The organism is Pseudomonas koreensis, from assembly GCF_024169245.1.
Taxonomy (GTDB): Bacteria; Pseudomonadota; Gammaproteobacteria; order Pseudomonadales; family Pseudomonadaceae; genus Aquipseudomonas; species Aquipseudomonas koreensis_F.
On record NZ_JALJWP010000001.1, the window covers coordinates 127,598 to 140,283 of the forward strand.

Below are 12,686 nucleotides of genomic sequence, written 5' to 3' on the forward strand. Positions count from 1 at the left end.
GCCGGCTGCGTTATCATCGCCGGCTGTGCGCCCTGAGCTTTGAAGCGGATGTCCCGAACACTGGATGACTTGAACCCTTTGCCCGCCATCGTCGCCGGCCCGCTGTTGCGGCGGCTGGAGCCGACGCGCGTGGTGCTGTGGCTGGTGGGCTCGCGTGAACTGACGCTGACCTTGCGCCTGCAGGGTGTAGGAGACATTCCGCTCGATTCGGAGAAATGCACGGTCATTGCCGTAGGCCGTCATGCCTCCGTGCATCTGATCGACGTTCAACTTGAAAGCGCCCTGCCCTGCGACACCCGCATCGACTACGACCTGCTGATCGACGGCAGCCTCGGTATGGCTGAGTGGGCACCGCACCTGCTTTATCCCGGTGCCACCTGCGCGAACCTCGTGGTGCGTTCGCGGATCGACCAATTGCTCCACGGTTCCTGCCGCAAGCCGCATCATCCGGCAACCGACGGTTTGCTCTGCGTCGATCAACTGCTGGCCGACGAAACCGATGCGCAGCAACGTCCGGCGTTGCTGATGATGAGTGGTGATCAGGTCTATGCCGATGACGTCGCCGGGCCGATGCTGCGGGCGATTCATGCCTTGATCGAGCGTCTGGGTCTGTTCGATGAGCACCTTGACGGTGCCGTGGTCAGCGACAGCGCCAAGCTCTACCAACACCCGGCCAGCTACTACCATCGTGCGGATTTGTTACCGGCGCTGGAGAGCAACGAGACCTTGCGCGAGCGATTTTTCGGTGGCGCGCGTAAGCCGATTTTCACCAGCAGCAGTGCCGACAATCACCTGGTGACGTTCGCCGAAGTCATGGCGATGTACATGCTGGTGTGGTCGCCGACGTCGTGGTCGCTGATCAATCCGAGCGCGCCGACGCTGACGCCCGAACGCCGCAAACGCTACAACCTTGAGCAGACGCGCATCGATGCCTTCAAGGCGGGCCTGGGCAAAGTCGCACGGGCGCTGGCGCATCTGCCGAGCCTGATGATTTTCGATGATCACGACATTACCGATGACTGGAATCTTTCCGCACAGTGGGAAGAAACTGCCTACGGCCATCCGTTCTCCAAGCGCATCATCGGCAACGCGCTGATTGCTTATCTGTTGTGCCAGGGCTGGGGCAACAATCCCGATGCCTTCAAGGGCGTGCTGGAGCAGACAGCACAACTGAGCGCCAGTGGCGATGACGGCTATCTGGACATGCCGGTGCAGGACGATCTGATTGATCAGTTATTGCGTTTTCAGCAGTGGCATTTCGTCCTGCCGAGCAGTCCTGCCCTGGTGGTGATCGACACGCGCACGCGGCGCTGGCGCAGCGAGATGGCCCTCAAGCAACCGTCGGGCCTGCTCGACTGGGAGGCCTTGAGCGAACTGCAACAGGAACTGCTTGATCACCCGTCGGCAATCATCGTCTCGCCGGCGCCGATCTTCGGCGTGAAGCTGATTGAAACCGTGCAGAAAATCTTCAGCTGGTGCGGTTATCCACTGCTGGTCGACGCGGAAAACTGGATGGCCCATCGCGGTGCTGCGCAGGTGATCCTGAACATTTTCCGACACTCGCGCACACCCGGGAACTACGTGGTGCTGTCCGGCGATGTGCATTATTCCTTCGTCTACGAAGTCCTGATCCGCCACCGCAAGGCCGGCCCACGGATCTGGCAGATCACCAGCAGCGGCATCAAGAACGAATTCCCGCCAACGCTGCTGGAATGGTTCGACCGCCTCAACCGCTGGCTCTACTCACCACGCTCGCCGTTGAACTGGTTCACCAAGCGCCGATTGATGCGCATCGTTCCGTATACCCCGGAACATGCCGAAGCCGGGGAACGGTTGTGGAATTCGGCGGGAATTGGACAGGTGTTTTTCAATGAGCAGGGGCAGCCGAGCGAGATTGTTCAGCACAACTCGAATGGGGCGGAGAAGACGAGGATGCTGGCGCCGGAGTTTAGAGATGTGCCGGACTAAAGCCATGCGCTGACCTGTGGGAGCGAGCTTGCTCGCGAAGGCGCAATTGCAGTCGACATCTGCTGTGAATAATCGACCGCTCTCGCGAGCAAGCTCGCTCCCACAGAGTTTTGCGCAGACCAATCAATGTGCGGCCAGAGCGCGCCCAACCCCTCTGACAATCATCCCCACCTCGCGCTCATCAATCGTCAGCGGCGGCAGCAAGCGGATGGTCTTGCCACGAGTCACGTTAATCAGCAAGCCATGATCCCGCGCGGCGATCAGCGTCAAGTCGCGCACCGGTTGTTTCAGCTCGATACCGATCATCAGGCCCTGCCCACGGATTGCGAGCACATTCGGGTTGTCTGCCAGTTCGGCGCGCAGGCGTTCCAGTAACCGTGCGCCCTGCACCCGCGCATTCTCCAGCAGGCCTTGCTCTTCGATGATGTCGAGCACCGTGCAGCCAACCCGGCAGGCCAGTGGATTGCCGCCGAAGGTGCTGCCGTGGCTGCCCGGGGTGAACAGGTCCGCCGCGCGGCCGCGTGCCAGGCAGGCGCCGATCGGCACGCCATTGCCGAGGCCTTTGGCCAGAGTCATGACGTCGGGCACGATGCCTTCGTGCTGGAAAGCGAACCACTGCCCGGTGCGGCCGATGCCGGTCTGGATTTCGTCGAGCATCAGCAGCCAGGCGTGGCGATTGCACAGGTCGCGCAGGGCCTTGAGATAACCCGCCGGCGCGATTTGTACGCCACTTTCGCCCTGGATCGGTTCGACCAGAATCGCGACGATGCGCGCGCCGTGTTTGCGTTGTATCTGCTCCAGCGCCGCGAGATCGCCGAACGGCACTTTGACGAAATCCCCAGGCAACTCGTTGAAGCCCAGGCGTACTGCCGGGCCATCGCTGGCGGACAAGGTGCCGAGAGTGCGGCCATGAAAAGCGTTGGCCATGACCACCACCAGCGGCTGCTCGATGCCTTTGCGCCAGCCGTACAGACGCGCCAGTTTCAGTGCCGTTTCGTTCGCTTCGGCGCCGGAGTTGTTGAAGAACGCGCGCTCCATCCCCGACAGCGCCGTCAACCGCTTGGCCAGTTGTTGCTGCCAATCGATGCTGTACAGGTTGGAGGTGTGCAGCAGCAATCCCGCCTGCTCGCTGATCGCCGAGACAATGCGCGGATGCGAGTGGCCGACGTTGGTCACCGCCACACCGGCAACGGCATCCAGGTATTCGCGCCCCGACTGATCCCACAGGCGTGTGCCCAGGCCTTTGGTGAAACTCAGGGCCAGTGGTTGGTAGGTGTTCATCAGGGCGGCGGTCATGACGTGAAACTCCATTGCAGGTCGGTGTTTTTGCAGTATGGTTAGCCACCTGAGCTGGATAAACCCGGAAAAACTTCAATCATTTAAAAGCCGAGCTTGATAATGGATCTGTTCCAGTCAATGGGCGTTTACGTCAAAGTGGTCGAGACCGGAAGCATGACGGCAGCCGCCGCGAAGTGCGAAATGTCGACGACGATGGTGGGCAATCACCTGCGCGCACTGGAGCAACGACTCGGTGTGCAACTGCTGCAACGCACCACGCGGCGCCAGCGCCTGACTGAATTCGGTAGCGTTTATTATCAACGCTGCCTGGAAGTGCTTGGCCTAGTGGCCGACTCGGAACGCCTTGCCGAACAAGCGTCGGATGAGCCGCGCGGCTTGCTGCGCATCACCGCACCGCTGACTTTCGGCGTCGAACGACTGACCCCGGCCCTCAGCGAATATTCGTTGCTGTATCCGCAGGTGAAACTCGACGTGGTGCTGACCAACAGCCGTCCGGATCTACTGGAGAACGGCCTCGATCTAGCGTTCCGGCTGGGCAATTTCGACCAGTCCAACCTGATCGCCCGCCCCCTGATCGACTACACCCTGACCGTCTGCGCCTCTCCGGAATACATCGCGCGACGCGGCATGCCGCACACGCCACAGGATTTGCAGCAGCACGATTGTCTGTCCTTCGCCTACCCGGCCGGCGATGATTGGCAATCAGTGGAAAAACGCTGGCGTCTCAGCGGGCCGGAAGGCGAAGTCCTCGTCGACGTCAGCGGGCCGATGCTGATCAACAGCTCCGCCGGACTGCATCAGGCGGCGCGCAACGGCATGGGCATCATGATGCTGCCCGATGCGCTGGTGGAACAGGACTTGCGCGACGGCAAACTGGTCAAGGTGATGGCCGACTACCAACCACCGAGCCGACCGATGCACCTGCTGTACGCGCAGGATCGCTATCGATTGCCGAAGCTGAGACGGTTTGTCGAGTTTGCGATGCGCACGTGGGGCAAGCCTGACGTAGGCCGGCCCTAATCATTCGCGATGGAAAATTGCAAAGGACTTATAGCCCCATGAAAGACACCCTGACCGTGCGCGACTTGCATCCCAGCGAAACAGAGTCGGCGAGGCTGTTTCTCGGCCAGAATGGTTGGGGCCATCGCACTGGTGAAGCCGACTCTTTTGCTCGTTTGATTCACAATTCGCAGCGCACGGCTGTCGCGCTCGTAGGCGAGCAGATTGTCGGTTTCGCTCGAGCGATTACCGACGGATTGTCTAACGGTTACCTGTCGATGGTGGTGGTCAATGACCAGCATCGGCGCAAGGGAATCGGCCGGGCACTGGTGGAGCACGTCATGGGCGACAACCCGGACATCACCTGGGTTCTACGCGCTGGACGCGAGGGAGCTCAAGCTTTCTTTGCCAGCCTGGGCTTTGAGACCTCCGTGATTGCCATGGAACGTCCGCGCCGCAAATAGCGCGCAGTGGAAAAATCCCGACCACCAGCCCGTTGCTCCGTGACAACGCCGCCCCGCTCCCCTAAATTAGGCGGCCTGAAAAAGACCTCGTGCTTTCTCGCCTCAACTCAAGTTAAAAAGTAGTGAAATTTCAATGTCCGATTTCAACACCGCTGAATCCGTAGTCACCCAGTCGTCCAAAGCGGAATACGAAAACTCCATCAATCTTTCACAACACCTGCCACAAGCCAAAATCATCAGCGAGATGGTCCTGGACGCGTTCCAGTCGACCCGCGAAAGCGACCAGATCCGCGAGTTGCGTGCGGCGATCCGTCAGGCGCATGACAGCTTTGATGACGACAAGGCGTACGAGCTGATGGGCGAACTCAAGCGCCTGAAAGACGCCGAGGCAGCCGATATTGCCGCGTTGGAAGACCTGAGCAGCAAGTTCTCGATCGGACGCATTCTGTCCAGCTTCAAGGACGATCCGGCATTTCAGGAAATCGTCTATGGCCTTGCGCTGAAGGTGTTGAATCAGACCCATCAGGCGATCAGCAATCCGAGCGGCGGCAAGAGCAAAGCTGCGAAGAAGAAAGAAGTGGAAATCTTCACCATCAGCAAGGACGGCGCCAGCGTGACCCTGCCAATGCGCACCCCGCGTTCGCGACTGAGCATTGATCGCGAGGCGCTGGAGTTTCTCGGTTTTACTTTCGTGGGTGAAGGCGATGAAGCCGAGCTCGACGGCGAAACCTTCGTCGACAATGCCGGCACCGAACACGCGGTCAACCGCAAGAACATTATCACCGCTCTGCAAACGCAGACGGCGTTCGATGGCTACAGCATCGCCGCGCAGTAAACCGGCACGCCAGACGAAAAAAAGCCCCATGCTGTCATGCAACGTGGGGCTTTTTGCCGACAGCGGGAATCACAGCTGTGGATAAATCCGCTGGTACAACTGCACATCGGACGGGCAATCGATTTCGCCCCACGGCGCCAGTGTCGGTGTCCCGGCAACGCGCACGCCTGCTTCGATCGCCCGCGAAAACAGTGAGGTCATATCGACCTGATCACGCTGTTCGGCAGTCAATCCGGACAGTTGCGCACTCAGCGCCTGCCAGCCGGCGGGGGTGAGTTTGAACAAGCCCATGTATTGCCCCTGGATCTGCTCCAGCGACTCGGCACGATGACCGATCTGGCAAATCCGTCCGTTATCGATGACGAAGCGTTCCATATCATCCAGCGGATTGTCGAACCGCTGCTGCCATAATTTGACGGCCTGCGGGTCATATCCGAGGTCGATATCCTCGTCCTTGTGCATCAGGTCGCGCACCAGCGACGGTGAATAAAAGATATCGCCGTAGCTGACCACACACGGTTGCGACTCGAGCCATTCCTGCGCCGCGCTCAGCGATTGGCGAATACCCGTAGTGCTCCACAGTGGGTTGATGAACAGTCGATCGGCATACGGCGCAAGCATCTCGCTGCGATAACCGGCGACAATCCCGATTTCGCTGATGCCAGCAGCGCGTAAAGTGCGCACCGTGCGCTCGATCAACGGGGTCTGGTTGAACTCGACCAAAGCCTTGGGACGCTGATCGGTGAGCGATCCCAGGCGGCTGCCACGTCCCGCAGCGAGAATGATTGCCTTCATGGTGAAACTCCAAAAACCTGCCGCACCAGGGATATGTCGGCATCGTCAAAATGAGGGTTGCGTTCGGGGTGCCACATCACTGCGCTATGGCGCTTGCCCGGATGGCTGACCGCTTCGATCACTCCGTCCGCGCTCAGCGCCTCGATTTCGTAGCCCGCCGTTACGGAAAAGAAACCGTAATCGTGGAATGAATTGACCCGCCGATTCACACCGCGAAAGTTGATATCGTGGCTGCCGACATGGCCGGCGACCCGTTCCAGCATGCCCCCGGCAGCGGCCAGCATGACTTGCATGCCGCGGCACACACCGAGTACCGGCAACTGCTTGTGTTGCGCCCATGCAAGCAACATCGCTTCGGTTTGATCCCGGCAATCGGCGCTGCCCGACAGGGCCTGACAACTGCCGCCGCCGGTCAACAGCACACCTTCCGGTTGCAGGCGTTCCAGCAACTCACGACTGACCTGCGGATCGTTCGGCAGGTACAACGGCAGCAGTGCGCAATGCGCGAGAAACTGCGCCCAGCGTTGATCAATCGCATCGCGCCATTCATCACGCGAGGCGTCGAACAGGCGCAGCATGGTCACGGCAATCAACGTCACGACAGCACCTGGATGCGTCGCTCGGCACAGTCGAGAATCAGCCGGGAGCTCGACAGCAGACTGCGGAATTTGACGTCGCCGACGCCGATGGCGGCAGGAATGGCGAACTCCCGGGCGCGGATCGACATGTGCGAGTTTTCCCCGCCGTAGGCGGTGATGAATCCGGCAATCCGGTGGGTGAAAATCCAGTCGAAGCCGGGGTCGGCATTCTCGATCAGGACGATGCAGCCTTCGATATCGCGCTTGCTGGTTTCCTCTGCCCGCAGCACCGCGACTGGCGCTTCTGTGGCACTGCGGGTGATGAAGTTCGGATTACACGACTCGATTGCATGGGACAGCAAGTCCTGCGGCTTGCAGACGATCACCGGGGTACGAATACCCTGAGTCAATTGCCAGCGCGCGCGGTTGCTGGCGATCTTGTCGCGCACCGTTTCCAGGCGGATCTCTTCCGGGTTGCCGATGAAATCGCTCAGCTTGGCGAAACTCAGTTCATCAAGGCTCAGTTGGTGCTGTTGACCCCACCCGGCCAGCGCCTTGAGTGCCTGGGAGACGAATGCTCCGTAGAGGTATTTGACCTTCTCCCGGGCCGCGACAGCAGCGTCGAGAAACTTGAAGAACTGCTCCGCCGACACACGGAACTGGCACTCGTCGAACGCCTGTTGCACGGCTTGACGGATTTCCCGGCTGATCACCCTTGGCCCATCATCACGGTGAGCGCGTTGCAGCGGGGTGTTCCAGTCGAAGTAAGCGTCCGGGCTTTCGTCGTAGCGGGCCACGCGCACATCGTAGGTGCCTGGCCGCACATGGCCGTGCAGACGCAGGAACGCTTCTTTGTGAAGGATGCGGAAGTCATCCGCCATCTTGCGGCCGACGGTGTGTACGCCGCCGATCATCCAGTCGGTAAAGCCCGTCGGGATGCGCTGCTGGGTTTCCAGTGACTTGATCACTGCGGTGGCAACGAAGGCCGCCCGCGCGACGCCGGAAAACACTTCGCCGACGACCTTGGCATCCGCCAGTGCGTGGCGCAGGCGCTGGAGCGGATCGTCATTTTCATGGTAGCGATCGAGCCGTTCGGCTTTTTGCTCAATGCGCGGCAGTCGGGTCAGGTCCGAGAAAAACGGACCATCGGCGCTGATAATGTGCTCGGTGACGTTTCTCAACTCCCCTAGATAGAGCTTGCACTGCATGGCGTTCAGGCCCTTGAACGCTGGTATCGATTCGATCGGTGTCGCTGCCAGTTGTGGGGTGAAGCAAGTGGGGATGATGGAGAACTCGATCTTGTCGTGCAGCGACTGATGGGCTGCCAGGTGCTCACTGCACTGGCTGACCACCGAGTTGACGATCGACAGCGGCAACGTCGCCGGAATGAACGACTCGACGCTGTAGGGAATGCAAATGTACGGTGAGCCGCTGAACTGATACATCAGCGGTTTGTTGCGCATGTCACGGTAGCCATAACGGAACCGCGCCGAGGCCCAGTTCACATCGGTGATCAATTCCTTGTACAGCGAATAGGCCAGCGGCCGTGGTTTGACACCGATCATCTCGGCCGGATTCCAGTCCGGCATCAAGCCCAGAAAGGCATTCAAGCCAAGCTCGGGCTGACGAGTCTTGCGCGCCAGGCCTTCAAGCAAAACCACTTCGCTGTCGAGCACCGCACGCAAGGCTGAATCGGCTTGGGTGTCGATATTTTCAACACCCGAGCCGGTCATCGGGCGCACCTGGAACAGCAACGGTCCGTCGGCAGTGATGGCAAATTCGATGTCCAGCGCATCGCGCTCGGTCAGTTCCTCGACTTCGGCGAGCAATGCAAACAAACCTTTGAGCGCCGCAGGTTCTACGCCACATTGCGACTTGATGGCGACAAACGAATGCACCGTGCCGGTCCCGGCCGTGACGCCGTCCGTGCCCTCGCCGGGAACATAATCGACGACGTAATACGGCAGGCCGGTTTCCGGATCACGCGTCATCGCGACCCCGGAGGCCAGTACGCCGGTGGCCATGCTTTGAATCAGCACTTCGTCGAAGTCCCGGGCCTCGCCGTAGGACGCAATCACCTGTTCAATGGCCTGCTTGAGCGCCGCTACCCCACGCACGTTGCCAACCGAGTCATACATGCCGGCGCCAGACGTGCCGTCCTGGTCTTCGGTCAGACTGCTCGACCGCACGATCATCGGCTGATCGGCAAAGCGCCGAGCGCAATAATCCAGAATCGCCTGTGGCTTGTTGCGCCAATTGGCAACGGTGAACCGGTGCAATGGCAGCACCCGGCCGGTTTTCAGGAACGGGGCAAGGCTTTCCAGCGTTCCGGCCTTACCGGAAAACTCGAAGGGACTGGCTAAAGTCATCGACTGCATGTCGTCTTCCATTGATAGAGGTGATTACAATCCGTTGGGGACAGCGATGGCCACCGGGCGCCGGGTACGCGTGTGCTTCAGAGCAACTCGGGGCCGGTGTATTTCGCCAGCTCGTTGCCGTACAGCAGCGACAGCTCAGCGAGGAACTCATTGCCCTTTTTCGCTGCGGCGTACGGGCAGCTGTCGAGCACGATGACGTGGCCGATAGTGCCGATATTGCCGCTGTAAACACTCACTTCCTGACCCGGAGCGACATGCGCGGTGCAGAAGGTGATTTCGTATTTATCCAGCAACGGTTGCAACAGGCTCGGGTCGTAACTGGAGGATATCCGGCCGCCATGTCGCGAAGCGACGGTGACCACGGTGCCGGCCGTTTCGATCAGCGAGTCGTCAATCTTGATGGTCTCGCCCAAGTGCAGGCGGATGAGCATTTCGAACGGATCGATACCCGTCAGCATCCGGTACATCTGCGGCGCGACGCTGCCCATCATCCGCGCGTTGATTTCCACCAGGCACGGACCGTTTTCATCGCGCAGCAATTCGACGTGATACAGGCCGATGTCCAGTTTCAGAGCACTGAACACCTGCTGCACATACGCTTTGATTTCGTCACGCGCCGCGATGTCCAGGCCGGATGGCATGGTCGCGGTCATCTCGAGGATTTCGTTGTAGTCGGCGCGGAAACGAATGGTCGTCGCATAGCAGGAGACCACGCCGTTCTGCACGATCACTTCTGCCGAGTGCAGCGTGCCGTTGACGTATTGCTCGACCAGGTATTCACGGCTCACCAGCCCATCGATCATCGGATCGGAATCGGCGCGGGCCTGACGGATGTTTTCGACGAAAGCATCGAAGTCTTGCCTGGTGAAACAGATCGCCGAGAACTGCTTGGAGAAACCACGGGTCGGCTTCACTACGAACGGCAGTGCGAGGCGCGGAACAACCCCTTCGGCCAATTGGCTTTCGGTCAATACCTGGAAATCCGGGGAGCGCACATTGTTTGCCCGCAGGGTTTCACGCAGTCGGCTCTTGTAGACGGCGCCGCACAGATGTTCATGGCTCGGGTAACGCGTACCGAGCAGTTCAGCTTCGCGGGCCACGGCAACAATCGCCGCTTCGGACGTGGTGATCAGCGCATCGATCTTGCGGGTGTCGTTGAGCTTGACCAGCAGATCGTGAAACTCATCGCCATTGAGCGAATCGACACGGATGTATTCGTCGACGTGCTTGAGATAAGGCTCGATTTTCGACTGATCGCCCTTTACCGAAATGGTCAGGAATGACATATCGCGCTGGTGAATGAACGTCACGTAACAACCCAGACGCTTGGCAGCTTCGAAAGCCAGCAGGCCACTGACAGTACTGTCGACCAAAACGACGTGTTTCATAAAAGCGCTCCGTGTACTTATGCGTTGTGAAGGAGAAAAGTGCTCAGGGAAAAGACCACCGCAATGAACGTGACCGTGGGCATTGCCTTGAATTTCGGCAATTTCAGATTGGTCACTTGCAACACGGCAATCAGTAAAGTCAGCCACACCAGGGCATGGGCGGCGAGATGGCTGGCGGCCACTGCTTGAAAAGCCAGGGCAAACAGCAAACCGGAATAGGTTGTCGGCAACCCGCGATAGCCGACCGGCGCTTTCGGATCATTGATGGCAAACACCGCCAGGCGCAGCACGCCCGAGAGCACCAGGCCGGCGGCCACCGCGACACTCGCAAAAGAAGGGAACAGCAGAATCAGGATCAGCGCCGGCGCGACACTGAAATTCAGCAGATCGGCAAAACTGTCCAGGTGTTTGCCGAATGCCCGACGGGGAGTATCAGCGGACAACCAGGTCCGCGCGATGTGGCCGTCGAGGAAGTCGAGTATCGCGGCAAGGCAAATGATACTCGCGGCCCAGGACAATTGACCTTGATACGCCGTGACCACGGCAATAAAGGACAACAGTATGTTTAAGGTAGTCACCCAATTAGCCAGATCGAGAAAACGCACGAACGGAAACAGCGGCACTATATGACGCATGAGTCATGACTTCCTTGTCTGGAAAAGTTTAATTAAACAGTTTGCTCGACCGGCTTTAGACCTGACGATAATAACTTCATAACTATTAGATAGCTGCCGGCAAATACCATGCTGGTGGCAAACAAACCAATATGTTCAACCAGCAATGAGCCAAAGAATATTGTAAGGATCATCCCGGCGTAGACGCCCGCATATTGCACCGACGCCACCAAAGGCATGGCATTGGCCGGCGTCGCCAGCACCACATCCGATTGCAGTTTGAAAAACGCCAGTTCAAAGAAAAAGATGTAGAAGAAGTAAGCAATGTAGCTTGAGGCAAACCCGCCACCATAGGCCGCGGTCATCATGAACAGCGCACTGGCGCCGGCCATCGACAGCGGTGCCAGGCGATGGCCGCGCTTGTTGAGCTTGTAGTAGAGGATCGCCCCGGCCAACGCGGCCATGCTGTTCACGGCTTGCAACAGACCGACATAACCTTCCGACAAACCCAGCACATGGGCAGGCAGAATAATCCGCGAAACGTTGAAGAAACCCTGGTAGACGCTGACGAAGATGATGAAGCTGGTGAAGCTGCTGCGCAGTGAAGGCGTCGTTTTCATCAATTGGGAGAACGTCGCGATCAGTGCAGCAGATGGCGGCAACGCGCCGCTGGCCGGACGCTCGGCCCTGGGCAGCAGAAAGGCGGCACCGGCTGCGATCGCAAACAGCGTGGCGGTGATCAGCATAGCCTGCCAGGGCATCATCTCGCCTTTGACCAGGCCCATTGTTGCACCGGCGATACCGCCAGCAATGAACTGCGCAGTCAGCGTCAAAGGCACTGTCGACTCGACGTTCTGCGAGTTGAAATAGCATTTGATCGCGACGATGCGACCCACCCGTTGCAGCGCGTCCAGCGTACCGATCGCGACGCCACCGACAATGGCTATCAGGGCAACTGTCGGCAATATCGAATAGACCAGCACCGCCACCAGCAACGCTACGGCATTGGACAACAGGAGCAAGGTGCGCGGAGAGATCCGGTCAGAGAGCCGATATATCTGCCCGACAAATACTACGGGCAACACCATCGGTGAAAACAGCACGATCTGCGAATACAGCAGACTGCCGGTTTCCTTGTAAGTGTAATAAGACAGGTAGATATAACTGAGGGTAGAGGCGCAAATGGCACAGAGGTTTACGATCCATATCAGAATCGTCAGGTTCTTGGTTGAATAAGTGATATTCATGTGATCCTTCACTGTTAAAGCTTCCTGCTTACGGGTCACACGCTATAGTAAAAAAAATCTCTCGGCAATATTTTTTAACAGATCTGTCATAAACTTTTGCTAGGCGAAAAACACGCACTCT

Annotated in this window: 11 protein-coding genes; 4 read left to right on the forward strand and 7 right to left on the reverse strand. The window is 58.9% G+C overall.

Annotated elements, in window-relative coordinates; translation table 11 throughout:
* Window positions 1-48: 48 nt before the first annotated feature.
* Window positions 49-1,968 (forward strand): alkaline phosphatase D family protein, encoded by a 1,920-nt coding sequence (locus J2Y90_RS00555; RefSeq protein WP_253495707.1) that lies wholly within the window; start codon window positions 49-51, stop codon window positions 1,966-1,968.
* A 123-nt stretch (window positions 1,969-2,091) separates the two neighbouring features.
* Here J2Y90_RS00555 and J2Y90_RS00565 read toward each other — a convergent pair whose 3' ends face one another.
* Complete coding sequence (locus J2Y90_RS00565; RefSeq protein WP_253495709.1) at window positions 2,092-3,264, reverse strand: aspartate aminotransferase family protein; 1,173 nt, start codon at window positions 3,262-3,264, stop codon at window positions 2,092-2,094.
* A 102-nt stretch (window positions 3,265-3,366) separates the two neighbouring features.
* On the opposite strand from J2Y90_RS00565, the gene J2Y90_RS00570 reads away from it, so the two are divergent.
* The 3 genes from J2Y90_RS00570 (at window position 3,367) to J2Y90_RS00580 (ending at window position 5,565) form a co-directional block, all read left to right on the forward strand.
* On the forward strand, window positions 3,367-4,287 hold the full coding sequence (locus tag J2Y90_RS00570) for a LysR family transcriptional regulator (RefSeq protein ID WP_253495711.1): 921 nt from the start codon (window positions 3,367-3,369) through the stop codon (window positions 4,285-4,287).
* Between the two features lie 38 nt (window positions 4,288-4,325).
* Complete coding sequence (locus J2Y90_RS00575) at window positions 4,326-4,730, forward strand: GNAT family N-acetyltransferase (RefSeq protein ID WP_253495713.1); 405 nt, start codon at window positions 4,326-4,328, stop codon at window positions 4,728-4,730.
* Between the two features lie 133 nt (window positions 4,731-4,863).
* The gene (locus tag J2Y90_RS00580; protein ID WP_253495715.1) at window positions 4,864-5,565 is read left to right on the forward strand and encodes a hypothetical protein; all 702 of its coding nucleotides are present in this window, start codon (window positions 4,864-4,866) and stop codon (window positions 5,563-5,565) included.
* A 69-nt stretch (window positions 5,566-5,634) separates the two neighbouring features.
* Here J2Y90_RS00580 and J2Y90_RS00585 read toward each other — a convergent pair whose 3' ends face one another.
* From J2Y90_RS00585 to J2Y90_RS00610, 6 genes are all read right to left on the reverse strand, one after another.
* On the reverse strand, window positions 5,635-6,360 hold the full coding sequence (locus J2Y90_RS00585) for a phosphocholine cytidylyltransferase family protein (protein ID WP_253495716.1): 726 nt from the start codon (window positions 6,358-6,360) through the stop codon (window positions 5,635-5,637).
* Complete coding sequence (locus J2Y90_RS00590; RefSeq protein ID WP_253495718.1) at window positions 6,357-6,959, reverse strand: gamma-glutamyl-gamma-aminobutyrate hydrolase family protein; 603 nt, start codon at window positions 6,957-6,959, stop codon at window positions 6,357-6,359. The genes J2Y90_RS00585 and J2Y90_RS00590 overlap by 4 nt, the downstream gene beginning before the upstream one ends.
* The gene (locus J2Y90_RS00595; RefSeq protein WP_253495720.1) at window positions 6,956-9,316 is read right to left on the reverse strand and encodes a PEP/pyruvate-binding domain-containing protein; all 2,361 of its coding nucleotides are present in this window, start codon (window positions 9,314-9,316) and stop codon (window positions 6,956-6,958) included. Before J2Y90_RS00595 ends, J2Y90_RS00590 begins: the two co-directional genes overlap by 4 nt.
* Window positions 9,317-9,393: 77 nt before the next feature.
* Window positions 9,394-10,704: an ATP-grasp domain-containing protein gene (locus tag J2Y90_RS00600; protein ID WP_253495722.1), complete on the reverse strand. Its 1,311-nt coding sequence runs from the start codon at window positions 10,702-10,704 to the stop codon at window positions 9,394-9,396.
* Between the two features lie 17 nt (window positions 10,705-10,721).
* Window positions 10,722-11,339, reverse strand: coding sequence for a CDP-alcohol phosphatidyltransferase family protein (locus J2Y90_RS00605; RefSeq protein ID WP_253495724.1), 618 nt, complete (start codon window positions 11,337-11,339; stop codon window positions 10,722-10,724).
* 32 nt (window positions 11,340-11,371) lie between these two features.
* Window positions 11,372-12,565, reverse strand: coding sequence for an MFS transporter (locus J2Y90_RS00610; RefSeq protein WP_253495725.1), 1,194 nt, complete (start codon window positions 12,563-12,565; stop codon window positions 11,372-11,374).
* Window positions 12,566-12,686 lie beyond the last annotated feature (121 nt).